This is a genomic window from Pseudonocardia sulfidoxydans NBRC 16205 (assembly GCF_007989085.1).
Taxonomy (GTDB): domain Bacteria; phylum Actinomycetota; class Actinomycetes; order Mycobacteriales; family Pseudonocardiaceae; genus Pseudonocardia; species Pseudonocardia sulfidoxydans.
Window position 1 is genome coordinate 40866 of record NZ_BJVJ01000002.1, and the last position, 23480, is coordinate 64345.

Here is a 23480-nt window from a genome sequence, read left to right on the forward strand (position 1 = left end):
GTGCGTCCGGGGTCAGGTCCGCAGCAGGGTGAGGGACACGTCGACGTCGACGTGGCGGCCGATGAGGCCGGGGCCGCGCCGGACGCCGGCGGCGACGCGGTCGACGGTGAGCCGGGCGGTGACGGTGACGACGGTCGGGCCGGCGTCGACGGTGACGATCTCGACGGCGACGACCTCCGCGGCGACGGGTGCGTCGGTGTCGCGCACCCGCAGGGTCCCCGCGGCGATGCCGGTGCCGTCGGCCAGCTCGCCCGCCCAGCTCAGGACCGGGAAGCGGACGGCGTCGAGGAACCGGGGGCCGCGCACGTCGACGTCGCGGCGGCGCTTGGCGGTGGTGAACGACGCCGCGTCGAGGTCGACCCGGACCCGGGCGCGGCCTGCGGCGACGTCGACGTCGCCCTCGGTGACGGCGAACGTGCCGTCGACGACGAGGAACCCGAGCGAGGTGACGCGGAACGCGACGGTGCTGCGGGTCGGGGCGATGCGGTAGTGGCCCGGTGCGACGCCGCGCACCCCGGACCCACCCCGCGCGGCGTGCGGCACGGGAACACCGGGTGCCGCGAGCGGCGCCGCAGCGTTTCGGGAGGTCACGACGTCACCGCCGTGACCTCGAAGATCTCGACGTGGTCGGGTCCGGGCAGCAGGGCCGGGTCCTCGCCGGGCAGCAGCTCCAGCGCCTCGATGGTGCGGAACCCGTCGTGCAGCGTGGGCTGGTCGACGGCGAAAACGACGACGACCTTGCGCTGCTGGTCCTCCTGCCACAGCCGCAGCACGCGGCCGGTGCTGGTGGCGCGGGCGGCCATGGCGGGGCCGATGCGGTCGTGGTCGGCGCGGTCGGCGGCCTCCCGCACGGCGGGCGGCATCGGACCGGAGAAGGTGACGACGGCGGCGACGGCCGTCTTCGCCCCGGGCGGGCCCAGCGGGCTGTCGGTCTCGACGATCCAGCGGTCGGTGCCGGTGGGGTCGCCGTCGTGCAGGCGCAGGACGACGTCGCGCGGGCCGGCGATCTGGCGCAGCGTGAACTCCTCGGTCGCGGCGGCGGGTGGTGCCGCGTCGGTGGGGAGGATCGTGGCGTACATGGGCGGACCTCCGGGTGCGTGTCGGGGCGGCGGCCCCGTTGTCGTGCACCCACGGTCGCCCGCCGGGGGTGCCGGGGGATCCGTGTTGGTACGTATCCGGCTACCGAAGGGGTCCGTGTTCGGCCACCCAGCCGGCCACCTGGGCGCGCCGGGCCAGGCCGAGCTTTCCGAGGACGTTGGCGACGTGGGTCTCGACGGTCCGCTCGGACAGGACGAGCCGGGTGGCGATGTCGCGGTTGGTGCGGCCCTCGGCGAGCATCGCGGCGATCTCGCGTTCGCGCGGGGTGAGGCCGGTTCGTTCGCTGCGGGCCCGGGTGATGGCGGTGAGGGCGGCGTCGGCGCGCCGCAGCGCGTCGGGCATGCCGATGCGGCGGGCGGTGGCGGCGGCACGGGTGGCGTGGGCGGCGGCGGTGTCGAGGTCGGGGCTACCGCTGCGGTCGGCGAGCAGCAGCTCGGCGAGACGCAGCTCGGACAGGGTGCGGTAGGGCAGCGCCCCGGCGCGGTCCTCGGCGGCGAGGGCGTCGGCGAAGTGGCGCCGCGCGGCGTCGGCCAGGCCGGCCGCGTCGGCGGCGTGCCCGAGGGCTCGTGACACCGAGCCGTCGCAGCGCACCGATCCGGACCCGCCGGCGACGAAGTAGCCGGCGTAGGGGGTGAGCGCCTCGTGGCACCACTGTCCGACGTCGGCGTCGCCGAGTCCGGCGGCGAGCTCGGCGGAGTCGCAGACGGTCGGGAGCCAGCGGCCGTCGCGGGGCAGGCCGGTGAGGACGGCGGCGATCTGGGCGAGCCGGGACCGGGCGGCGGGTTCGTCGCCGACGGCGAGCTGGGTCACCCCGACCGCGGACCAGAAGATCGGCAGCGCCTCCGCGGCGGGTGAGGCGGCGAAGACGGGCAGCATCTCCGGCGAACGGCCCTGCAGCCGGCGCAGCTCGGCACGCAGTGCGCCGTCGATGGCGATGGCGCTGACGTCCTCGGTGCGCCGGGCCAGGTCGAGCGCGACGTCGGCCTGGTGCTCGCACTCCTGCAAGCGGCCCCGCAGCAGGGCGATGGCGGCGGCCATGCGGTGGTGGTGCCAGTGGGCCAACGGCCAGCCGAGGCGGTCGGCGACGACGGCCAGGCGCGCGAGCTCGGTCTCGGCGACGGTGATGCGCCCCAGCTGGAAGGCGGCATCGATCCGCCACAGGGTGCCCCACAGCGCGGCGTCCGGCGGGCGGGGCAGTTCGGCCATGCGGCGGGCGATGTCGAGACGTTCGGCGACGCCGTCGGGGCCGCTGGCGGCGTGCTGGCGGGCGCGCAGTGCGTCGAAGAGGGCGAGCGGGTCCCCGGAGCGTTCGGCGAGGCGGAACGCCTCGGCGGGGTCGTCGCCGAGCTCGTCGAAGCCGATGGCCTCGGCGGCGGCGAGGGTGTGCTGGGCCAGGACGCGGGCGCGGGTCGCGTCGTCGTCGGGGGCGTGCGCGGCGAGCCGGCGCAGCGCCCGGCGGGCCAGGTCGAGGACGGTGGTGTTGACCGGTCCGCCGAGCCCCCGGACGACGAGGCTCGCGCGGGCGAGGGCGTCGGCACGTCCTGGGCCGTCGAGGCCGGTGCCGTCGGCGGGGTCGGGGCCGTCGGCGGGGTCGGGGCCGTCGGCGAGGTCGGCGACGGCGGTGCAGCGGGCCAGGGCCGCCTCGGCGAGCCCGGCGGCGAACTCGGCCTCGGCGGCGGCCAGCTGCAGTGCGCACCGGTCGGCGACGGGCACCCCGGGCAGGGCGAGCGCGGCGTCGAGGACGGCGACGGCCCGGTCGGGGGTGGCGCGCGCCGCGGCGGCCGCGGCGAGGCAGGCGTGGACCGCGGCGGCGCGGCTCGGGGCGTCGGTCGCGCAGGCGAGCAGGTGGGTGACGGCCTCGCCACCCATTGCGCCGGACGCGACGGCGGCCGCGGCGGCGCGGTGCCCGGCGACGCGGCGTGCGGCGGGCAGCCCGGCGTGGACGGCGTCGCGCAGCAGGGCGTGGGGGAAGGCGTGCCGGTCCGGGGCGGGTCCGGTGGCGACGAGGAGCCCGGCGGCGGCGGCCTCGTCGAGGGCGGCGAGGGCGGTGTCGGTGTCGAGGTCGCAGAGCACGGCGAGCTCGGCGCACCCGGCTTCGCCGCCGGCGATCGCGGTGGCGCCGACGGCGTCGCGGGCGGCGGGGGAGAGCCGGTCGAGCCGGTCGGCGGTGATGTCGGCGAGGCTCGCGGGCACGCCGAGGGGCCAGCCGGGCCCTGGCGGCGGGTCGGCGGCGACCCCGGCGGCGCGCAGGGTCGCGGCGAGCTCGCGGACGTGCAGCGGCACCCCGCCGGAGGTGCGCAGCAGGACGGGGTGCCAGCCGGGGTGGACGTCGGCGGCGACGGCCGCGACCTCGGTGCCGGTCCAGGCGGTGAGGTCGATCCGCCGGGCGCCTGCCCGGTCGAGCGCGACGAGCCCGCTGCGCAGCGCGGGGGGACGTTCGGTGCTGCGGTAGGTGCCGACGGCCAGCACGCCCGGCCGGCCGGTGAGGTGCGCGAGGAGCGCGAGGGTGGCCTCGTCGGCCCAGTGCAGGTCCTCCAGGACGACGAGCGTCCCGCCGGGCCGGTCGGCGAGGCCGCGGGCGACGGCCTCGAAGGCCCGCAGGCGGTGTCCGAGCAGGGCGGCGGCGTCGCCGTCGGCGGCGGGCAGGGCGGCGAGGACGCCGTGTTCGGGGCGCCCGTGCAGGGCCTGCCACCACGGCCACAGCGGCGGGGTGCCGACCTCGGGGTCGGCGCGGCCGGTGAGCACGGGCACGTCGGTCTCGCGGGCGAGCGTGGCGAGGGCGGCGGCGAGGGTCGTCTTCCCGATGCCGGGTTCGCCCGCGAGCAGCACGGTCGCGCCGGTGCCGCCGCGCACCGCGTCGAGGTCCGCGGTGAGTGCGGTGATCTCGGCGGTGCGGCCCACGAGCAGGTCCACGTGCGGCATGCCGGGAAGCATGGCAGGTGTCCGATCCGTTCACGACGGTCCGGCCGGGCAGCGCCTACCGTGTCCGGCCATGAGCATTTCCGCACGTCTGGACGTCATCGGCATCATCACCGCGGACATGGCCGCGGCTCTCGCGTTCTACCGGATGCTGGGTGTCGACGTCCCTGCCGGCGCCGACGGGGAGCCGCACGTGGAGGCGTCGCTGCCCGGTGGGCTGCGGTTGGCGTTCGACACCGAGGCGACGATCGGCTCGTTCGTCCCCGGGTTCACCCCGCCCGCGCCGGGTGGCCGGATCGGTCTGGCGTTCCTGCTGGACGACCCGGCCGCGGTCGACGCCGCCTACGCCGAGCTGACTGCGGCGGGCCACCACGGCGAGCTGGCGCCGTTCGACGCGTTCTGGGGGCAGCGGTACGCGACGGTGCAGGACCCGGACGGCAACGGCGTCGACCTGTTCGCGCCCCTGCCCGCCGAGGCCCGCACACCCTGACCCCGGCCCGCCCGGTGATCACTCGTCGCTCCCCTGACCGCCGGGGTCACCACGGGACCCCAGGTCGCCGCGCGATCCGGGGTCGCCGCGCGATCCGGGGTCGCCGCGCGATCCGGGGTCACCGCGCGAGCCGGGGGCACCGCGGGGGCGGTGCTCACCGCCGGGCGGGCCCGGGGCGTTCAGGTGGAACACGACACCGAGCATCCGCACCGTGAAGCACACCGCGGCCGCGCCCAGCGCCGCTGCGGGCCCGTAGATGTCGGCGCGGACCGCGACAGCGGTCAACGCGGCCGCGATCAGCGCCGGGATCGCGTACAGGTCCGAGTGCAGCACCGACGGGATCTGGCGGACCAGGACGTCGCGGATCGTGCCGCCACCCACCGCGGTGACCGCCCCCAACAGGATCGCCGGGCCGACGTCGAGCCCGAACGCCGACGCCTTCGCGGCGCCGATCACCGCGAACACGCTCAGGCCGACGGCGTCGAGCACGACGATCGGCAGCTCCAGCCGCTGCAGCCGACGACTCAGCGCGAACGCGACCAGGCCACCACCGAGCCCCAGCACGAGGTAACGCCAGTCCTCGAAGGCGGCCGGTGGGACCGCGCCGATCAGCACGTCCCTGACGACGCCCCCGCCGACCGCGGTGATGACCGCGAGGGCGAGCACCCCGACCACGTCGAGCCGGGCCGTCCGCACCGCGGTCAGCGCGCCGTTGAGGCCGAACACGAACGTGCCGACCAGGTCCAGCACGACCAGAAACGGTGCCTCGACTGTCACCCCGCGTTCCTAGCAGCCCTCACCTGCGGGTCCGGTCTCGCGTGGCCACCGGTGTCCGCCTCGGCGAGCGCGCTCCTGATGAGGCCGCAGCGCGCTCACGGTGACGCCGGCGAGGTCGCGGACCTCGCGGCTGAGGTGGGGTTGGTCGGCGTAGCCGGCGTGGGCGGCGACGTCGGCCGGGGCCCGCCCGGCGGCGAGCAGCGCGACGGCGACGCGGAAGCGCAGCACCCGGCGCAGGGTGGTGGGGCCGTAGCCGAACGCGGCGCCGGCGCGGCGGTGCAGGGTGCGGACGGTCCAGCCCATCGCGTCGGCGGTGTCGGCGACGCTGCGGCCTGCCGCGATGTGGCGGGCGGCGAGGCGCACGGCCGGGTCGGGGGCACCGTTCTCGGCGCGCAGTGAGCGGGCGAGGTCGGCGAGGGCGGCGAGCGGGTCGCGGCCGTCGTCGACCGACTGTGCCGTGCGCCGGGCCGCGGCGGGCGCGATCTCGGCCAGGGGGACCCGCTGGTCGCGCAGCGCGGTGGCGGGGACACCGAGCAGAGCGGGTGCGGCGCCGGGGTGCAGCCGCAGGCCGTGGGCGAGGCTGCCGGGGGAGCGGTGCACGGGGTGGGCCGTGGTGTCCGGGCCGGCGACGACGACGCGGCCGTCGATCCACATGAGGTCCATGCAGCCGTCGGGCAGGACGCTGCCGTCGGCGGGGGCGGCGTCGGGGGCGCTCACGCGCCAGCCGCACTCGACCTCGACACGCAGCGACGGCGGTGCCGGGAGCTCGCGGTATCCGGTCACAGGGGTGACCGTAGCCGTGCTCCCGGCACCGCCGGAGCGCTGCGGGGAGGACGAGGTCTTACCGGGGAGCGATCAGGCGGTCCGGAGGACGGCCTCGACCTCGAGGCCGATCTGCACCTTCTCGCCGACGACGACGCCGCCGCCGTCGAGGGGCATGGCGATGTCGACGCCGAAGTCGTTGCGGTTGATGCTGATGGTGGCGCTGAAGCCGACGCGGGTGCCGCCGTAGGCGTCGGGGCCGAAGCCGCCGACCTCGACGTCGAGGGCGACGGGCCTGGTGACGCCCTTGATGGTCAGTTCACCGTCGACGATGAGGCCGTCGCCGCCCGCGCGGACCGCGGTGGAGCGGAAGGTCCACTGGGGGTGGGCCTCGGTCTCGAAGAAGTCGGCGGAGCGGATGTGCGCGTCGCGCTGCTCCTGGTTGGTGTCGATCGAGTTGGCGTCGATGGTGACCTCGACGCTGGAGGCCTCGACGGTCTCACCCGTTGTGATGACACCGCTGAAGGTGCGGAAGCGGCCCTTCACCTTGCTGACCATCATGTGGCGGACACTGAAGGAGATGTCCGAGTGCGACGCGTCGATGTCCCAGACACCGGCGATGTAGCCGGGGATCTGTGTGGTGGCGGCAGTCATGTCGTCCTCCGTACGTTTTGTTGAGCGCTCATCTGTTGAGAGCTACGCTAGACCCGTGCACTTGACGGTTCAACCATGAGGAGAGTGGCGTGGACCACACGCGGTGGCTCGACGAGGACGAGCAGAAGACCTGGCGGGCGTTCCTCGCCGCGACCCGGCTCGTCTTCGACCGGGTCGAGCGGCAGATGTCGCAGGACTCCGGCATCCCGCAGACCTACTACGAGCTGCTCGTCCGGCTTTCCGAGGCACCCGACCGCACCCTGCGCATGAGCGCGCTCGCCGACAACGCCCTGTCCTCACGCAGCAGGCTCTCCCACGCCGTGGCCCGGCTGGAGGAGACCGGCTGGGTCGAGCGCAGCGCCTGCCTCACCGACCGCCGCGGCTCCTTCGCCCGCCTCACCGACGAGGGCATGGCCGCCCTGGAGGCCGCCGCACCCGGGCACGTCGAGACCGTGCGCACCGCCGTGTTCGACCCGCTCACCCGCGAACAGCAGGCCGCGCTGCGCGACGCCGCGGAGACGATCGTCGCCGCCCTCGCCGACGGCGCGCACCCCCTCGGCGTCGGTGCCCCCGCCGCCGACGCGGACCGGAACGGCTGAGCGCACGCGGCACTGGTCACCGCAGCCCACCCTCGTCGCGACACCGTCCTAGGCTGGAGGCATGGCAGACACGCACGTCGACGTCCTCGTCCTCGGAGCCGGTCCCGGCGGCTACGTGGCCGCGATCCGCGCCGCCCAGCTCGGGCGCAGCGTCGCGGTCGTCGAGGACAAGTACTGGGGAGGGGTCTGTCTCAACGTGGGCTGCATCCCCTCGAAGGCGTTGCTGCGCAACGCCGAGCTGGCCCACATCTTCACCCACGAGAAGAAGACGTTCGGCATCTCCGGCGAGGCCACCTTCGACTACGGCGCCGCGTTCGACCGCTCCCGCGTCGTCGCCGACGGCCGGGTCAAGGGCGTCCACTTCCTGATGAAGAAGAACAAGATCGCCGAGATCGACGGCCGCGGCACGTTCGTCGACGCCCACACCGTCGAGGTGGCGCGCAACGACGGCGGCACGCAGACCGTCACCTTCGACGACGTCGTCATCGCCGTCGGCACCGAAACCCGGCTGCTGCCCGGCACCTCGCTGTCCGAGCGCGTCGTCACCTACGAGGAGCACATCGTCACGCGCGACCTGCCGCGCAGCGTGATCATCGCCGGGGCCGGCGCGATCGGCGTCGAGTTCGCCTACGTGATGGCCAACTACGGCGTCGACGTGACGATCGTCGAGTACCTCGACCGGCTCCTCCCGCTCGAGGACGCCGAGGTGTCCAAGGAGCTGGCCAAGCACTACCGCAAGCTCGGCGTCACCGTCCTGACCTCCACGAAGGTCGAGTCGATCGACGACAGCGGCGACCAGGTCACCGTCCGGGTCTCCGACGCCGAGGGCGAGCGCGAGCTCGTCGCCGACAAGGTCGTGCAGGCCATCGGGTTCAAGCCCCGCACCGAGGGCTACGGCCTGGACAAGATCGGCGTGGAGCTCACCGAGCGCGGCGCCATCGCCATCGACGACCACATGCGTACGAACGTGGCGAACGTGTACGCGATCGGTGACGTCACGGCCAAGCTGATGCTCGCCCACGTCGCCGAGGCCCAGGGCGTCGTCGCCGCCGAGACCATCGCGGGCGCGGAGACCGTCGAGCTCGAGTACGTGATGATGCCGCGCGCCACGTTCTGCCAGCCGCAGGTCGCGAGCTTCGGCTACACCGAGGCGCAGGCCCGCGAGCTGGCCGACGAGAAGGGCTGGAAGATCGTCGTCGCCAAGTTCCCGTTCACCGCGAACGGCAAGGCCCAGGGCCTCGGCGACGCGTCGGGCTTCGTCAAGCTCATCGCCGACGAGACCTACGGCGAGCTGCTGGGCGGGCACCTGGTGGGCCCGGAGGTGACCGAGCTGCTGCCCGAGCTGACGCTGGCGCAGAAGTGGGACCTGACCTCGCACGAGCTGGCGCGCAACGTGCACGCGCACCCGACGCTGTCGGAGGCACTGCAGGAGGCGATCCACGGCCTGACCGGCCACATGATCAACTTCTGACCGCGCGGCGGCGCACGGACGGGCCGGCCACGCAGTCGCGCACGCCGGACCCGTCTCACGCCGCCCCCGCGGCGACACCGCGGGATAGGGTCGGGTCATGCACTTCGACGTCGCCGCCGAGGCCGGTTCGTGACCGCCCGCCGCATCATGGGCACCGAGGTCGAGTACGGGATCTCCGTCCCGGGCGACCCGACGGCCAACCCGGTCATCACCTCCACCCAGATCGTCCTCGCCTACGCCGCCGCGCAGGAGATCCCGCGCTCGCGGCGGGCCCGGTGGGACTACGAGGTGGAGTCCCCGCTGCGCGACGCCCGCGGTTTCGACCTGTCGGCGCCCACGCTGAGCCCGCAGAACGACTCCGAGCTCGACGACCTGGGCGCCGCCAACGTCATCCTCACCAACGGCGCCCGGCTCTACGTCGACCACGCCCACCCCGAGTTCTCCACGCCCGAGGTCACCACGCCGCGTGACGTCGTGGCCTGGGACAAGGCGGGGGAGCGGATCATGGAGGAGGCCGCGATGCGTGCGGCCACCGTTCCGGGCGCGCCACGGATCCAGCTGTACAAGAACAACATCGACGGCAAGGGCGCCAGCTACGGCACCCACGAGAACTACCTGATGTCGCGGCAGACGACGTTCCCGTCGATCGTCAGCGGCCTCACCCCGTTCTTCGTGTCGCGCCAGGTCGTGACCGGGTCGGGGCGGGTCGGGATCGGCCCGTCGAGCGACGAGGTCGGCTACCAGCTCTCCCAGCGCGCCGACTACATCGAGGTCGAGGTCGGCCTGGAGACCACGCTCAAGCGCGGCATCATCAACACCCGCGACGAGCCGCACGCCGACGCCGACAAGTACCGCCGCCTGCACGTCATCATCGGTGACGCCAACATGAGCGAGTACTCGACGCTGCTCAAGGTCGGCACCACCGCGCTCGTCCTGGACATGATCGAGAAGGGCATCCGGTTCGACGACCTGCGCCTGGCCGAGCCGGTCAAGTCCGTGCACCGGATCAGCCACGACCCCACCCTGAAGACCACGGTCGAGCTGCTCGACGGCCGGACGATGACCGGGCTCGACCTGCAGCGCGTCTACTTCGACAAGGCCCGCGCGCACGTCGAGAACACGCAGGGATCCGACGTCGACCCGGCCACCGCCGAGGTCCTCACCCTGTGGGGCGAGATCCTCGACGACCTCGAGCGCGACCCGATGAGCACCGCCGACCGGCTCGACTGGACGGCGAAGCTGCGGCTGCTGGAGGGCTACCGCGAGCGCGACGGGCTGAACTGGAACGCCGGCCGCCTCGCCCTGGTCGACCTGCAGTACTCCGACGTCCGGATGGGCAAGGGCCTCTACAACCGGCTCGCCACCCGCGGCTCGATCAAGCGGCTGATCAGCGAGGACGAGGTCGCCACCGCGGTGCAGTCCCCGCCCGACGACACCCGTGCCTACTTCCGCGGCCGCTGCCTGGAGCGCTACCCCGCCGAGGTGGCCGCCGCGTCGTGGGACTCGGTCATCTTCGACCTCGGCCGCGAGTCGCTGGTGCGGATCCCGACGCTGGAGCCGCTGCGCGGGACCCGCCGCCACGTCGGCGAGCTGATCGACGGTTCACGGACCGCCGAGGAGCTCGTCGAGGCCCTCACCCGGGGCTGACCTGCGCACCCCCGCCCCTCCCGGGGGCGGGATCCGGTACGGACGCGCCGACGACACCGACGTCGATCACGGGCGTGTCGGCTTTCCGGTCGGTATCCTGACGGGACCGGACCTCGGCCCGGCGCCCCTGTGCGGGGGTGTCGGCCGGGACCCAGCCCCGAACTCGGGGTGAGCGAGGAGGAGACGGCCATGTCGCAGGAGCAGACCAAACGTCAGGGCGGTGGCGGCGGGGACGACGAGGACGGCTCCGGCGCCGAGGCCGCGGGTCAGGAGCGTCGGGAGAAGCTCGGCGAGGACGTGGACACGATCCTCGACGAGATCGACGACGTCCTCGAGGAGAACGCGGAGGAGTTCGTCCGCGCCTACGTCCAGAAGGGCGGCGAGTAGCCACCCGACCGACCGTGGCCGGCGTGCGCCGGCCCGGTCGTCCGCAGTACCGTGCCGCCCGGTGGGTCCGGTCCACGAGACCGGCCCCGCCGGGCGGTGTGACGCCGACACCGGGTGTCCCACGAGACGTCACGACAGGGACCGGCCCGCCCCCCCGGGGCGAGCCGGCCGAACGAGGGAGAGGTACGCACCCGACCATGGACCACCGGTCGCCGCTCGACGCACGACACCCCGGCCCGCTCGACCCGTTCACCGCTCCGGCGACCGCGTCGTTCACCGACTACGTCGCCGCCACCGCCCCCCACCTGCTGCCCGGCCGCGCCACCGCGGCCCAGGCGGCTGCGCACTCCGCCGCGGGCCTCGACGTGCCCCACGGCACCACGATCGTCGCGCTCGTCTGCGCCGACGGCGTGATCATCGCGGGCGACCGGCGCGCCACCTCGGGCAACGTCATCGCCCAGCGCGACATCGAGAAGGTCTTCGTGACCGACTCCTACTCCGCGGTCGGCATCGCCGGCTCCGCGGGCATCGCCCTGGAGATGGTGCGGCTGTTCACCGTCGACCTCGAGCACTACGAGAAGATCGAGGGCGTCCCCCTCTCCCTGGACGGCAAGGCCAACAAGCTCGCCGGGATGGTCCGGCAGAACCTCGGCGCCGCCATGCAGGGCTTCGTCGTCGTCCCGCTGTTCGTCGGCTACGACACCGACGCGGCCGACGCCTCGAAGGCCGGCCGCATCGTCACCTACGACCCCACCGGTGGCCGTTACGACGAGTGGCTCGGCTACCACTCGGTCGGCTCCGGCTCGGTGTTCGCGAAGTCGTCGATGAAGAAGCTGCACGACCCCACGAACGACCTGGCGCGCACGATCCGCACCGCCGTCGAGGCGCTCTACGACGCCGCCGACGACGACACCGCCACCGGTGGGCCCGACACCGTGCGCCGCATCTACCCGATCGTCGTCAGCATCACCGCCGAGGGCGCCGTGCGGCGTTCCGAGGAGGAGATCGCGGCCGTCGTCGACCAGGTGATCGCCGGGCGCACGGAGAAGCCGGGCGGCTGACCGTGCGCCTTTCGCCGACCGCCGCCCCGCACGACCTCACGACCCTGGAGCGCTCCCCGTGACGATGCCGTTCTACTCCTCAGTCGACCAGCTGCTGCGCGACCGCTCGGAGCTGGCGCGCAAGGGGATCGCCCGCGGGCGCAGCGTCGTGGTGCTCACCTACGCAGGCGGCGTCCTGTTCGTCGCGGAGAACCACTCGACGGCCCTGCACAAGGTCTCCGAGATCTACGACCGCATCGGCTTCGCCGCCGTCGGCCGCTACAACGAGTTCGAGAACCTGCGCACCGGCGGCATCCGCGCCGCCGACGTCCGCGGCTACTCCTACGACCGTCGCGACGTCACCGGCCGCTGGCTGGCCAACGTCTACGCCCAGACCCTCGGCTCCATCTTCATCGACCAGCAGAAGCCGTTCGAGGTCGAGGTGTGCGTCGCCGAGGTCGGGGAGACCGCCGAGGCCGACCAGCTCTACCGCATCACCTACGACGGCTCCATCACCGACGAGCCGAAGTTCGTCGTGATGGGCGGGCAGACCGAGCCCATCAGCGCGAAGCTCGGTGAGACGTTCGAGCCCGGCCAGGAGCTCGCCGACGTGATCGCCGTCGCCGTCGGCGGGCTGCAGGCCGGTGGCGCCCCCGGCAACGGCGCCGCGACCGAGGAACGGATCCTCGGGGTGAGCGCCCTGGAGGTCGCCGTCCTCGAACGCGGCCGGCCGCGCCGGTCGTTCCGCCGCATCACCGGTGCCGCGCTGCGTGAGCTGCTGCCCGCCGCGAACCGCGGTGCCGACGACGCCGAGCCCGAGGTCGGCGGGGACGACGCCCCGGCCGCGAGCGGCGCCGAGCCCGAGGCCTGATCCATCGACGTCCCACCGTGCTCCCTTGACCTGAACCCGGGTCGAGGGAGCACGGTGGTGTCATGGCCGTCGAGCTGAACCACACGATCGTCAACTCCACCGACGCGGACGCCGAGGCGCGGTTCGTCGCGGATGTCCTCGGGCTCCCCGAACCCACACGGTTCGGCCCGTTCACGGTGGTCGAGGTCGCCAACGGCGTGAGCCTCGACTTCATGACCGCCGCCTCGCCGGCCTCGCAGCACTACGCCTTCCTGATCAGCGAGGCGGAGTTCGACGGCGTCGCCGCCCGGCTCGCAGGCCGTGACACCTGGGCCGACCCTGGCCACCGCACCCCGGGGCAGAACGCCCACAACGGCGGTCGCGGCATGTACTTCGACTCCCCGAGCGGCCACAACCTCGAGGTCCTGACGACCCCGTACGCGTGAACCCTGTGTGTGGCGATTGAACCCTGTGAGTGGCGATAGTCGCTATAGCGACGATCGCCACTCACGAGGTCGGGGACGGCGCCGCCGAACGCCAGGCCCGCACCCGATCACGGGTAGCTGCGCAGCTCCACACCGTTGCCGTCGGGGTCGCGCAGGTAGATGCCCCGACCCTGGCCGCGGGCACCGAACAGCGACCGCGGCGCGGCGACGCCGTGCTCGGCGGCGAGCGCCGCCAGGTCGGCGCCCTCGACGACGAGCGCCATGTGGCCCATGTTCTCCCCGTCGCGCACGCCGCGCTGGACGTCGACGATCGTGTCGGCGCTGACCCGCAGGGACGCGAACGGCACCTCCCCGCGGCGCCACTGTTCCAGCCGCAGCACCTCCAGCCCGAGTACCTGGCCGTACCAGGCGATGAGCCGTTCCGGGTCGGCGGAGACCAGGACGACGTGGTCGAGCGCGGTCACCTTCACCGGTCGACCCGTTCCGGGTGCGCGTACACGTTCATGGTGTCCCCGCGCAGGAACCCGACCAGCGTCATCCCGGCCTCGGCGGCCAGCTCCACCGCGAGCGACGACGGTGCCGACACCGCTGTCAGCACCGGCACCCCGGCCATGACGGCCTTCTGCACCAGCTCGAACGACGCCCGCCCCGACACCATCAGTACGGTGCCCGCGGCGGGGACGCGTCCGCCGAGCAGGCAGTGCCCCAGCACCTTGTCGACGGCGTTGTGCCGGCCCACGTCCTCGCGGGCGACGATCAGCTCGCCGTCGGCGGTGAACAGGGCGGCCCCGTGCAGCCCCCCGGTGGCGGAGAACACCTTCTGCGCCTCGCGCAGCGCGTCGGGCAGCCCGACGATCGTGCGGTAGTGCACCTGGACCGGGTCGGCGGCGGGGGAGAAGCGGGACTTGAGCTTCACCGCGTCCAGCGACGCCTTGCCGCACACCCCGCACGACGACGTCGTGTAGAAGTTGCGCTCCAGCGACGTGTCGGGCGGCTCGACACCGGGGGCCAACGTGATGTCGAGGACGTTGTAGGTGTTGCGGCCCTCGTCGTCGAGGGAGTCGCAGTAGCGCGCCGACAGCAGGTCCTCGGGGGCGCCGATGACGCCCTCGGTGAGCAGGAAGCCGTGGGCGAGCTCGACGTCGTGGCCCGGGGTGCGCATCGTGACCGACAGGGGCGTGCCGCCGACGCGGATCTCCAGCGGCTCCTCGGCCGCGAGCGCGTCGGGGCGCCGGAGTTCCTGCCCGTCGGGCCCGAGCCGCAGCACCGGTCGTCGCACCGTGACCCGGCCCATGTCCACTCCTGTCCGGCGTGATCGCTGTCGGTGTGATCGCTGTCGGTCGCGCCCGAGCTCCAGAGTAGGAGCCGCCACCCGGGGTTGTCGCCCGGCCGCCACACCCCGCGCGCAACCTCAGCGCTGCGACACCGCCCGCCGACGACCGTGAGGTTGCGCCCGACCATTCGCGCGCAACCTCACGGTCCTCCCGGGGCGCCAGAACGACCGTGGGGTTGCGCGCGGGTCTGCAGCTCGGGCCCCTTCGACCAGATGCACCTCAGGGTCGCCGGGACGCCGGAGGACCGCGCGCAGGTGCATCTGGGCGGGCGGTCGTCGGTGGGCGGTCGTAGCATCGCCGGCCATGAGGAACGGGCCGGCGCAGGCCGCCGGGATCGTGCTGGCCGGCGGCCGGTCGTCGCGGATGGGAACGGCGAAGGCCGCCCTGGACTGGTTCGGGGTGCCGTTGCTGGCCCGGGTCGCCGGGCTGGTCGGGCGGGCCGTCGACGGGCCGGTCGTGGTCGTGCGCGCCCCCGGGCAGAGCCTGCCGCCGCTGCCGGCGCGGGTCGAGGTGGTCGACGACCCCGTCGAAGGGCGAGGTCCGTTGCAGGGCATCGCGGTCGGGCTCGACGCCGTCGCGGGCCGGGCCGGGGCGGCGTTCGTCACCGCGACGGACCTGCCGCTGCTGCACCCCGCTTACGTGCGCCGGGTGCTGGCGTTGCTGGACGACGAGCACGACGTCGTCGTCCCGCAGGTCCACGGCTTCCCGCAGCCGCTCGCGGCCGCCTACCGGGTGTCGCTCGCCCCGCTGGTCACGAGCCTGGTGGGCGACGGGGTGCGCCGCCCGCCGGACCTGTTCACGCGGTGCCGGGTGGTGCGTCCCGACGAGCAGGCGCTGCTGGCGGGCTCGGCGCTGGCCCGGGTGGACCCGGCGATCGACTCGCTGCTCAACATCAACACCCCCGAGGAGCTCGCGACGGTACTGGCCCGGCCGGCGCCGCGTGTCACCGTCGCCGAGGGCCCGCCGGTGGCCGCGCGCACCCTCGGTGAGGCCGCCGCGCAGCTGGCCTTCCGGCACGGCCCGGCGGCACGGATCGTGCTGGCCGGGGCCGTCGAGGTCGACGATCCCGCCACGCCGCTCGTGCCCGGTGACGTCCTCGCCGTGCGGGTGAGCCCGGGCCCCACCGGGGTGGTCGCGGGACACGCGGCGTCCCGCCGGACCTGACGCACGACGCGCAGCGGGCATATCGTTGGCGTGTCGACGTCGACCGACCCGTGGAGGAGACATGCCCCGCCGCCCGCGGCACGTGAGGATCACCGAGCCGCTCGTCCGTGAGAACGGTGTGCTGCGGCCCGCGAGCTGGGACGAGGCCCTCGACCGCGCGGCGGCCGGGTTCCGCGGCCGCAGCGGCGACGAGTTCGGCATGTTCAGCTGTTCGAAGGCCACGAACGAGATGAACTACGCCGCCCAGAAGTTCGCCCGGGTGGTGATGGGGAGCAACAACGTCGACTCCTGCAACAGGACTTGACACGCTCCCAGCGTCGTCGGTCTGACGGCAGTGTTCGGTGCCGGCGGCGGCACCTCCGCCTATGTCGAGGCGGAAGACGCCGACCTCCTCGTCCTGTGGGGCTCCAACGCGCGTGAGACCCACCCGATCTTCTTCCACCACGTCCTGCAGGGGCTGCGCAAGGGCACGCGCATGTACTCCGTCGACCCGCGGCGCACCTCCACGGCCCGCTGGGCCGACGGCTGGCTGGGCCTCGACGTCGGTACCGACATCGCGCTGGCCAACGCCATCGGCCGGGAGATCATCCACGCCGACCTGGTGAACCACGCGTTCGTCGACCGCGCGACGACGGGTTTCGCCGACTATGCGGAGTCCGTGGAGCCGTACACGCTGGAGCGGGCGGCGCAAATCACCGGTGTCGACGCCGCGCTGATCGAGGAGCTGGCGCACGCCTACGCCCGCGCCGACCGCGCCCAGATCTGCTGGACGCTGGGCATCACCGAGCACCACAACGCCGCCGACTACGTGTTCGCGCTGATCAACCTGGCGCTGTTGACGGGGCACGTCGGCCGGTACGGGTCGGGGCTGGTGCCGCTTCGCGGGCAGAACAACGTGCAGGGCGGCGGCGACATGGGCTCGATCCCGGCCAAGCTGCCCGGCGGCTACGACCTCGGTGACGACGAGGCCCGCGCCCGTTTCGAGGCGACGTGGGGCGCGCCGATCTCGCCGAAGGCGGGGATGCACCTGTCGCAGATGTTCGAGGCGATGGAGGCGGGCACGCTGAAGGCGCTGTACTGCATCGGGGAGAACCCGGCGGAGTCGGAGGCCAACGCGGCGCACGCCCGGCACCTGCTGGAGGGCCTCGACCACCTGGTGGTGCAGGACATCTTCCGGACCGCGACGGCCGAGCTGGCCGACGTGGTGCTGCCCGCGGCCGCGGACTGGTGCGAGTACGAGGGCACCGTCACCAACAGCGAGCGGCGGGTGCAGCGCGTCCGCAAGGCCATCGAGCCACCGGGCCAGGCGCGACCGGACACGCACATCATCTGCGCGGTCGCCGACCGTCTCGGCCACGACTGGGGCGAGCCGACGGCCGAGCAGGTGTGGGACGAGCTGCGGTCGCTGTCGCTGGACTGGCACCACGGCATGAGCTACGCCCGGCTCGAGGAGCACGGGGGCCTGCAGTGGCCGTGCCCGACCGAGGACCATCCGGGGACGCCGCTGATGCACGCCCGGCTGTGGGCCGAGGACCCCGCCGAGATCGGGACCCCGGCACCGTTCACCCCGGTCGAGCACGTCCCGCCCGTCGACGTGCTCGACGAGGACTTCCCGATCCGGCTGACCACGGTCCGCCTGCTCGACGCCTACAACTCCGGCGTCCAGAGCGGCGGGTACTCCTCGCCGATGCGGCGTCGGGAGTCGCTGCGGATGGACCGTGACGACGCCGCACGGCTGGGCATCGCCGACGGCGAGCGGGTGCGGGTGGTGTCGCGGCGTGGTGCGGTCGAGGCACCGGTGGCGCTGGACCCGTCGCTGCGGCCGGGGCTGGCGTCGTTCACCCCGCACTTCTCCGAGGAGGTCGACACGAACGTGCTGACCAACGACGCCTGGGACCCGAAGTCGGGCACGTCGGAGTTCAAGGCGACCGCGATCCGGATCGAGAAGCTGGCCGACGCACCTCGGCTGGCGACGGCCGGGGACTGAGAGGGCACGTGGACCTGCGTCTGTCGGGAGCCGAGGCGACCGCGGAAGAACGAGCGGCTGTCGACGCCCTGCTGGACCCGTTGCTGGGTCCCCGCGACGTCGACGGCCGCGCCGGCCCGGACTCCGGGCACGAGGCGCGGGGGCGCCGGCACCTGCTGCTCCCGGCGCTGCACGCGGTGTCCGACGCGGTCGGGTTCCTGTCGGAGGGGGCGCTCAACCACGTCGCGACCCGGCTCTCGGTCCCGCCGGCCGACGTCTACGGCGTCGCGACGTTCTACGCGATGTTCGCCGTCGAGCCGCGGGCGCCGCGGGTGGTGCACGTGTGCGACGACGTGGCGTGCGGTCCGTACGGGGGTGAGGACCTGGCGACCCGGCTGACGGCCGAGCTCGGCCCCGAGGGCTCGGGCGCGGACGCCTGCTGGGTGCGCAGCCCGTGCCTGGGGCTGTGCGAGCGGGCGCCCGCGGTGATGTTCCAGCTGGCGGGGGAGCCGGACTTCAGTCACGCCCCGGCCGTGGGCGAGGACGTGGTGAGGGCGGCACGCGGTGCCACCGCGGCGGCCGCCGCCGACGCGGCGTTCGCCGATCCGGGGGTGAGCGTCCCGCAGACCCGCAGCCCGCGCGGCGGGTCACTGACACTGTTGCGCCGCATCGGGGTCGTCGATCCCACCAGCCTCGACGACTACCGCGCCCACGGCGGCTACGAGACCCTGCGCCGCGCCGTCGACCTCGGCGCGTCCCGGGTGGTCCAGGAGCTGAAGGACTCGTCGCTTACCGGCCGCGGCGGCGCCGCGTTCCCCACCGGCGTCAAGTGGGACGGCGTGGCCACCGCTCCCGTGCGGCCGCACTACCTGGTGTGCAACGCCGACGAGTCCGAACCCGGCACGTTCAAGGACCGGGTGCTCATGGAGTACGACCCGTTCGGCCTGGTCGAGGCCATGACGATCGCCGGCTGGGCCACCGGCTGCGAACGCGGCTACCTCTACGTCCGCGGCGAGTACCCGCTCGCCACGCGACGTCTGGAGCACGCGATCGAGCAGGCGCGGCGACGCGGCTACCTCGGCGAGGACGTCATGGGCGAGGGCGTCACGTTCGACATCGAGCTGCGCCGCGGCGCCGGGGCCTACATCTGCGGCGAGGAGACCGCGCTGCTCAACTCCATCGAGGGGTTCCGCGGCGAGCCGCGCAACAAACCGCCGTTCCCCAGCGTGTCGGGCCTGTTCGGCAAGCCCACCGTCATCAACAACGTCGAGACGCTCTACAACGTGCTGCAGGTCCTCGACGTCGGCGGGCCGGCGTTCGCGTCGGTCGGCGGCGAGCGGTCCACGGGCACGAAGCTGTTCTGCGTGTCCGGCGCCGTGGCGACGCCCGGCGTCTACGAGGTCGACTTCGGCACGACGCTGCGCGAGCTGCTCACCCTCGCCGGCGGGCTGCGCGGGGAGCTGCGCACCATCCTGCTGGGCGGCGCGGCGGGCGGGTTCGTGATGCCCGACCAGCTCGACGTCCCGCTGACCCTGGAGGGCGCCCGAGAGATCGGCGCGACGCTCGGCTCCGGCGTCGTCCTCGCGTTCGACACCGACGCCGACCTGGTCGGCACACTGCGCCGGATCGCGGCGTTCTTCCGCGACGAGTCGTGCGGGCAGTGCGTGCCCTGCCGCGTCGGGACCGTCCGCCAGGAGGAGGCGCTGGCCCGGCTGGAGCGCGGCACCCCGATCGGTGACCGGGAGACCGAGCTCGCCCTGCTCGACGACCTCGCCCGCGTCATGCGTGACGCGTCGATCTGCGGGCTGGGCCAGACCGCGCCGGCGGCGGTCGGGTCGGCGCTGGCCCTGGGGTTGCTGGACCGGCCGGACCCCACCACCAACGGGAAGGCGAGTGCATGGGTACCCCGGTGATGCTGGGCGCGATCACCCGGATGGTGACGCTGACCGTCGACGGCCGCGACGTCCGCGTCCCCGAGGGCTCGACGATCCTGCAGGCCCTCCACGAGGAAGGCACCGCGCAGCAGGCCGACACCCCGACGCTGTGCTGGGCGCCCAACCTCGCACCGGTCAACGCCTGCCGGGTGTGCGTCGTCGAGGTCGAGGGCTCGCGGGTCCTGGTGCCGTCGTGCGCGCGCACGGTCGAGGACGGCATGGTGGTGCGCACCGACTCGGAGAAGGTCCGGCACTCCCGCAGGATGGTGCTGGAGCTGCTGGCGTCGTCGGTCGACATGAGCCAGGCCGGCGACGACGTGGCCCGCTGGATGACCGAGTACGGGGTCGACGCCGACCGGTACGGCCCGCCCGCACCGCCCGCCGCCGCGGGGGAGCGCGACCGCCGCCGCGCCGGGCACCACCACGCCCCCGACGGGTCGCACGCCGAGACCGTCGCCCAGCCCGTCAAGATCGACAACGACCTCTACGTGCGCGACTACTCGCGCTGCATCCTCTGCTACAAGTGCGTCAACGCCTGCGGCACCGACGCCCAGTTCACCTTCGCCATCGCCGCCGCCGGCCGCGGGTTCGACGCCCGCATCGCCACCGAGTACGACGCCGAGCTGCCCGACTCGGCGTGCGTCTACTGCGGCAACTGCATCGGGGTGTGCCCGACGGGAGCGCTCAAGTCCGTGCGCGAGCACGAGCTGCGCGAGAACGACGACTGGCACCCCGAGGACGAGACGGTCACGACGACGATCTGCTCGTTCTGCGGTGTCGGCTGCAACCTGGAGCTGCACGTGCAGAACAACTCCATCGTCAACGTCACCTCGCCGTCGGACCACTCGGTGACCCACGGCCACCTGTGCGTGAAGGGGCGTTTCGGGTTCCAGCACGTCCAGAACCTCTAGGAGGAGCTACCTACCCGAGGTAGGGGCGGTCGCGGCCCGACCACTGCTCCTCGTCGCGGCGGTACACCGGGATCGGCTTCTCCGCGACGCGGAACGTGTAGCGCCCGGCCTCCTCGACGACCTCACCGTCGGTGGCGAGCATCCCGGGCTCGCGCAGCTCGACGTCGAGGTGGTCGACCTCGCGCTGGGCGTAGACCCTGCTGTGCCCCAACGCCCCCAGCATCAGCGCCAGGAACGCGCGGAGCCGGGAGAACCGGATGTCGGCGCGCAGCCAGCGGACGTCGAGCAGCCCGGAGTCCAGCGTCGGCCGCCACGCCGGGACCATGCCCCGCGGGTGGTAGGGGCCGTTGCCGACGAACAGGAACCACACCGTGTGCCAGTGGCCTTCGATCTTCACCTCGACCCGCTCGGACTTGCGCAGCACCGCCAGGAGCGCCGCCAGGAACGCCGGCCACTTGCCCCAGCGGGGCTGCCACTGCTCCCGCAGCCGCACCAGCTCCGGGTAGGAGCCGATGCTGGCGGTGTTGAGGAAGTGCCAGGTGCGGGTGACCTCGTCGCTGACCGGGTCCGCGCCCTGGCCCGGGTGGGCCTCCACGAGCGCCAGGTCGACCGCGACGGCCTCCCCGGCCTGCGACGCGTCGACGGCCTCCTGCAGGTCGTAGACGCCGACGTCGCGGGCGAAGTGGTTGAGCGTGCCCGCGGGGACGAGCACCAGCGGCAGCCCACGCCGGTTCGCGACGGCCGCGACCGCGCCGACCGTGCCGTCGCCACCGGCCACGCCGACCGCCCGCACCCACCCGTCGGCCTGCGCCAGCGCCGCCTCCAGCTGCTCCCCGACGTCGAGTCCCCGCTCGGTGCGCAGCACCCGCGCCCGCGGCAGGGCGGCCGCGATGTCGTCGCCCGGGTCGACGCCCTCCTCCCCGGACAGCGGGTTGACGATCATCACCAGGCCCTCGCCGTCGGGCAGCGGTTCGACGCTGTCCACGGGCCGGGCCCGCGCCTCGTCGGTGCCCCGCACGGGCCACCAGCGCCGCGTCAGCAGCGCGACACCCGACCCGAGGGCCGCACCGGCCACCACGTCGGACGTCCAGTGCACGCCGACGTGGATCCGCGAGTAGGCCACGGCCGCGGCCAGCGGCGCCACGACCAGGCCGCGCCTGGGGCTCTCCAGCGCGACGGCCGTGGCGAACGCAGCCGCCGACGCCGCATGCCCCGACGGGAACGACGACGACGTCGGCGGGTCGTCGATGGTCTGGTAGGCGGGCAGCTCACGCGCCGCGGGCCGCCGCCGCGGCAGCAGCGGCTTGAGGACCGCGTTGGCCGTGAGGCTGGCCCCGGCGATGCTGAGCACCCCGCGCTGGGCCGCCTTGCGGCCCGCGCCCTTGCGCGCCCCCAGGACCCCCGCGACGACGAACCACAGCACCCCGTGGTTCGCGGCGGGGGACAGCGTCTTCATCACCGCGTCCAGCGCACCCGGCGGCCGGGCCGCTATCCGACGCGACATCTCGCGGTCCCACACGTCGACCCGCCGCAGCGGCCGAGTGCCCGCGACCTTCACCCGCGGGTCGACGCGCCGCAACCTGTCCCACACAGACGTGACCCTAGAGGCGGTTCTCCGCTTACGCTGAAGGGCATGCAGCGTCGGATCTACGGTGTGGAGACCGAGTTCGGGGTCACCTGCACCTTCCACGGCCAACGCCGGCTCTCACCGGACGAGGTGGCCCGCTACCTGTTCCGGCGAGTCGTGTCCTGGGGCCGGTCGTCCAACGTCTTCCTCCGCAACGGAGCACGCCTCTACCTCGACGTCGGGTCCCACCCCGAGTACGCCACCGCCGAGTGCGACTCCCTCAGCCAGCTCGTGGCCCACGACAAGGCGGGCGAACGCATCCTCGAGGACCTCCTCGTCGACGCCGAACGCCGGCTCGTCGACGAGGGCATCGGCGGCGACATCTACCTGTTCAAGAACAACACCGACTCCGCCGGCAACTCCTACGGCTGCCACGAGAACTACCTCGTCGCCCGCCAGGGCGAGTTCTCCCGTATCGCCGACGTCCTGCTCCCGTTCCTGGTGACGCGCCAGCTCATCTGCGGTGCCGGGAAGGTGCTGCAGACCCCGCGGGGCGCGGTGTACTGCCTGTCGCAGCGCGCCGAGCACATCTGGGAAGGCGTCTCCAGCGCCACCACCCGCTCGCGGCCCATCATCAACACCCGCGACGAGCCGCACGCCGACGCCGAACGCTACCGCCGGCTCCACGTCATCGTGGGCGACTCGAACATGTCCGAGGTCACCACCCTGCTCAAGGTGGGCTCGGCGACGCTGGTGCTGGAGATGATCGAGGCGGGCGTCCAGTTCCGCGACTTCACCCTCGACAACCCGATCCGCGCCATCCGCGAGATCAGCCACGACCTCACCGGCCGGCGCACCGTGCGCCTCGCCGGCGGCCGCGAGGCCAGCGCCCTGGACATCCAGCGCGAGTACCACGCCCGCGCCGTCGAGCACATGCGCAACCGCGAGGGCGACGACAAGGCGATGGAGCGCGTCGTCGAGCTGTGGGGGCGGGTGCTCGACGCCGTCGAGTCCCAGAACCTCTCGCTCATCGACCGCGAGATCGACTGGGCCATCAAGCACCGGCTCGTCGAGCGCTACCAGGAGCGCAACAACCTCGACCTCGCCCACGCCCGCATCGCCCAGCTCGACCTCGCCTACCACGACATCCGCCGTGGCCGCGGCCTGTTCGACCTGCTGCAGCGCAAAGGCATGGTCGACCGCGTCACCGACGACGGCGAGATCGAGGCGGCCAAGGACACCCCGCCGCAGTCCACGCGGGCCAAGCTGCGGGGCGACTTCATCGCCGCCGCCCAGGCCGCCGGACGCGACTTCACCGTCGACTGGGTGCACCTCAAGCTCAACGACCAGGCGCAGCGCACCGTGCTGTGCAAGGACCCGTTCCGGGCCGTCGACGAGCGGGTCGACCGGCTGATCGCCTCGCTCTGAGTCCCGGCGCCGTCGACGGCGGGCACCGCGAGGGTC

Annotated in this window: 22 protein-coding genes; 13 read left to right on the top strand and 9 right to left on the bottom strand. The window is 73.7% G+C overall.

All coding sequences use genetic code 11. The annotated features are described in order from the left end of the window. Window positions 1-12: 12 nt before the first annotated feature. The 3 genes from PSU4_RS01425 to PSU4_RS01430 all read right to left on the bottom strand — a co-directional run bounded on the left by PSU4_RS01425 (window position 13) and on the right by PSU4_RS01430 (window position 4020). On the bottom strand, window positions 13-591 hold the full coding sequence (locus PSU4_RS01425) for a YceI family protein (protein ID WP_186816686.1): 579 nt from the start codon (window positions 589-591) through the stop codon (window positions 13-15). After that, window positions 588-1079 (bottom strand): hypothetical protein, encoded by a 492-nt coding sequence (locus PSU4_RS31090; protein WP_186816687.1) that lies wholly within the window; start codon window positions 1077-1079, stop codon window positions 588-590. Before PSU4_RS31090 ends, PSU4_RS01425 begins: the two co-directional genes overlap by 4 nt. A gap of 100 nt (window positions 1080-1179) precedes the next feature. After that, on the bottom strand, window positions 1180-4020 hold the full coding sequence (locus PSU4_RS01430) for a helix-turn-helix transcriptional regulator (RefSeq protein WP_186816688.1): 2841 nt from the start codon (window positions 4018-4020) through the stop codon (window positions 1180-1182). 70 nt (window positions 4021-4090) lie between these two features. Between PSU4_RS01430 and PSU4_RS01435 the strand changes: the two genes are divergently transcribed. Next, complete coding sequence (locus tag PSU4_RS01435) at window positions 4091-4507, top strand: VOC family protein (RefSeq protein WP_222596137.1); 417 nt, start codon at window positions 4091-4093, stop codon at window positions 4505-4507. Window positions 4508-4525: 18 nt separating this feature from the next. Here the strand turns inward: PSU4_RS01435 and PSU4_RS01440 are convergent, their stop codons facing one another. The 3 genes from PSU4_RS01440 to PSU4_RS01450 all read right to left on the bottom strand — a co-directional run bounded on the left by PSU4_RS01440 (window position 4526) and on the right by PSU4_RS01450 (window position 6700). After that, on the bottom strand, window positions 4526-5257 hold the full coding sequence (locus tag PSU4_RS01440) for a TRIC cation channel family protein (RefSeq protein ID WP_246114892.1): 732 nt from the start codon (window positions 5255-5257) through the stop codon (window positions 4526-4528). Window positions 5258-5293: 36 nt separating this feature from the next. Then, window positions 5294-6067: a helix-turn-helix domain-containing protein gene (locus PSU4_RS01445; RefSeq protein WP_222596138.1), complete on the bottom strand. Its 774-nt coding sequence runs from the start codon at window positions 6065-6067 to the stop codon at window positions 5294-5296. A gap of 72 nt (window positions 6068-6139) precedes the next feature. Next, complete coding sequence (locus PSU4_RS01450; RefSeq protein ID WP_147101937.1) at window positions 6140-6700, bottom strand: YceI family protein; 561 nt, start codon at window positions 6698-6700, stop codon at window positions 6140-6142. A gap of 89 nt (window positions 6701-6789) precedes the next feature. Here PSU4_RS01450 and PSU4_RS01455 point away from each other — a divergent pair, with 89 nt between their 5' ends. The 7 genes from PSU4_RS01455 to PSU4_RS01485 all read left to right on the top strand — a co-directional run bounded on the left by PSU4_RS01455 (window position 6790) and on the right by PSU4_RS01485 (window position 13140). Continuing rightward, complete coding sequence (locus tag PSU4_RS01455; RefSeq protein ID WP_147101939.1) at window positions 6790-7299, top strand: MarR family winged helix-turn-helix transcriptional regulator; 510 nt, start codon at window positions 6790-6792, stop codon at window positions 7297-7299. 61 nt (window positions 7300-7360) lie between these two features. Continuing rightward, window positions 7361-8770, top strand: coding sequence for a dihydrolipoyl dehydrogenase (gene lpdA / locus PSU4_RS01460; protein ID WP_147101941.1), 1410 nt, complete (start codon window positions 7361-7363; stop codon window positions 8768-8770). Between the two features lie 147 nt (window positions 8771-8917). Further along, a complete protein-coding gene (gene dop, locus PSU4_RS01465; protein ID WP_147102181.1) occupies window positions 8918-10417 on the top strand; it encodes a depupylase/deamidase Dop in 1500 nt (499 codons plus the stop codon). A gap of 189 nt (window positions 10418-10606) precedes the next feature. Further along, complete coding sequence (locus PSU4_RS01470; protein ID WP_098959323.1) at window positions 10607-10804, top strand: ubiquitin-like protein Pup; 198 nt, start codon at window positions 10607-10609, stop codon at window positions 10802-10804. Window positions 10805-11001: 197 nt separating this feature from the next. Further along, entirely contained in the window at window positions 11002-11865 is an 864-nt protein-coding gene (prcB, locus tag PSU4_RS01475; protein ID WP_147101943.1) for a proteasome subunit beta, read from the top strand. A 58-nt stretch (window positions 11866-11923) separates the two neighbouring features. Beyond that, window positions 11924-12715: a proteasome subunit alpha gene (gene prcA, locus PSU4_RS01480; protein WP_147101944.1), complete on the top strand. Its 792-nt coding sequence runs from the start codon at window positions 11924-11926 to the stop codon at window positions 12713-12715. A 62-nt stretch (window positions 12716-12777) separates the two neighbouring features. Further along, complete coding sequence (locus PSU4_RS01485) at window positions 12778-13140, top strand: VOC family protein (RefSeq protein ID WP_147101948.1); 363 nt, start codon at window positions 12778-12780, stop codon at window positions 13138-13140. Window positions 13141-13247: 107 nt separating this feature from the next. Here PSU4_RS01485 and PSU4_RS01490 read toward each other — a convergent pair whose 3' ends face one another. Both PSU4_RS01490 and fdhD read right to left on the bottom strand, forming a co-directional pair. Next, the gene (locus tag PSU4_RS01490) at window positions 13248-13610 is read right to left on the bottom strand and encodes a VOC family protein (RefSeq protein ID WP_147101951.1); all 363 of its coding nucleotides are present in this window, start codon (window positions 13608-13610) and stop codon (window positions 13248-13250) included. Next, window positions 13607-14434: a formate dehydrogenase accessory sulfurtransferase FdhD gene (fdhD, locus tag PSU4_RS01495; protein WP_147101953.1), complete on the bottom strand. Its 828-nt coding sequence runs from the start codon at window positions 14432-14434 to the stop codon at window positions 13607-13609. Before fdhD ends, PSU4_RS01490 begins: the two co-directional genes overlap by 4 nt. A 343-nt stretch (window positions 14435-14777) precedes the next feature. On the opposite strand from fdhD, the gene mobA reads away from it, so the two are divergent. From mobA to PSU4_RS01515, 4 genes are all read left to right on the top strand, one after another. Continuing rightward, window positions 14778-15638, top strand: a complete 861-nt coding sequence (gene mobA, locus PSU4_RS01500) for a molybdenum cofactor guanylyltransferase (RefSeq protein ID WP_147101956.1) — start codon at window positions 14778-14780, stop codon at window positions 15636-15638. A 61-nt stretch (window positions 15639-15699) separates the two neighbouring features. Then, complete coding sequence (locus tag PSU4_RS01505; protein ID WP_147101959.1) at window positions 15700-17625, top strand: molybdopterin oxidoreductase family protein; 1926 nt, start codon at window positions 15700-15702, stop codon at window positions 17623-17625. A gap of 8 nt (window positions 17626-17633) precedes the next feature. Further along, window positions 17634-19517: an NAD(P)H-dependent oxidoreductase subunit E gene (locus PSU4_RS01510; protein ID WP_147101962.1), complete on the top strand. Its 1884-nt coding sequence runs from the start codon at window positions 17634-17636 to the stop codon at window positions 19515-19517. Next, complete coding sequence (locus tag PSU4_RS01515; RefSeq protein WP_147101964.1) at window positions 19502-20449, top strand: 2Fe-2S iron-sulfur cluster-binding protein; 948 nt, start codon at window positions 19502-19504, stop codon at window positions 20447-20449. Before PSU4_RS01510 ends, PSU4_RS01515 begins: the two co-directional genes overlap by 16 nt. A 10-nt stretch (window positions 20450-20459) precedes the next feature. Here PSU4_RS01515 and PSU4_RS01520 read toward each other — a convergent pair whose 3' ends face one another. Next, window positions 20460-22040: a bifunctional phosphatase PAP2/diacylglycerol kinase family protein gene (locus PSU4_RS01520; RefSeq protein WP_147101966.1), complete on the bottom strand. Its 1581-nt coding sequence runs from the start codon at window positions 22038-22040 to the stop codon at window positions 20460-20462. Between the two features lie 42 nt (window positions 22041-22082). Between PSU4_RS01520 and pafA the strand changes: the two genes are divergently transcribed. Then, window positions 22083-23444, top strand: a complete 1362-nt coding sequence (gene pafA, locus PSU4_RS01525; protein WP_147101968.1) for a Pup--protein ligase — start codon at window positions 22083-22085, stop codon at window positions 23442-23444. Window positions 23445-23480: the final 36 nt, after the last annotated feature.

What these genes read in the sequence shown, in the direction of transcription:
- PSU4_RS01435 (WP_222596137.1), top strand. Translation starts at nt 4,091, where the DNA reads ATGAGCATTTCCGCACGTCTGGACGTCATCGGCATCATCACCGCGGAC.
- PSU4_RS31090 (WP_186816687.1), bottom strand. Translation starts at nt 1,079, where the DNA reads ATGTACGCCACGATCCTCCCCACCGACGCGGCACCACCCGCCGCCGCG.
- fdhD (WP_147101953.1), bottom strand. Translation starts at nt 14,434, where the DNA reads ATGGGCCGGGTCACGGTGCGACGACCGGTGCTGCGGCTCGGGCCCGAC.
- lpdA (WP_147101941.1), top strand. Translation starts at nt 7,361, where the DNA reads ATGGCAGACACGCACGTCGACGTCCTCGTCCTCGGAGCCGGTCCCGGC.
- prcB (WP_147101943.1), top strand. Translation starts at nt 11,002, where the DNA reads ATGGACCACCGGTCGCCGCTCGACGCACGACACCCCGGCCCGCTCGAC.
- dop (WP_147102181.1), top strand. Translation starts at nt 8,918, where the DNA reads ATGGGCACCGAGGTCGAGTACGGGATCTCCGTCCCGGGCGACCCGACG.
- PSU4_RS01470 (WP_098959323.1), top strand. Translation starts at nt 10,607, where the DNA reads ATGTCGCAGGAGCAGACCAAACGTCAGGGCGGTGGCGGCGGGGACGAC.
- pafA (WP_147101968.1), top strand. Translation starts at nt 22,083, where the DNA reads ATGCAGCGTCGGATCTACGGTGTGGAGACCGAGTTCGGGGTCACCTGC.
- PSU4_RS01430 (WP_186816688.1), bottom strand. Translation starts at nt 4,020, where the DNA reads ATGCCGCACGTGGACCTGCTCGTGGGCCGCACCGCCGAGATCACCGCA.
- PSU4_RS01485 (WP_147101948.1), top strand. Translation starts at nt 12,778, where the DNA reads ATGGCCGTCGAGCTGAACCACACGATCGTCAACTCCACCGACGCGGAC.
- PSU4_RS01450 (WP_147101937.1), bottom strand. Translation starts at nt 6,700, where the DNA reads ATGACTGCCGCCACCACACAGATCCCCGGCTACATCGCCGGTGTCTGG.
- mobA (WP_147101956.1), top strand. Translation starts at nt 14,778, where the DNA reads ATGAGGAACGGGCCGGCGCAGGCCGCCGGGATCGTGCTGGCCGGCGGC.
- PSU4_RS01515 (WP_147101964.1), top strand. Translation starts at nt 19,502, where the DNA reads ATGGGTACCCCGGTGATGCTGGGCGCGATCACCCGGATGGTGACGCTG.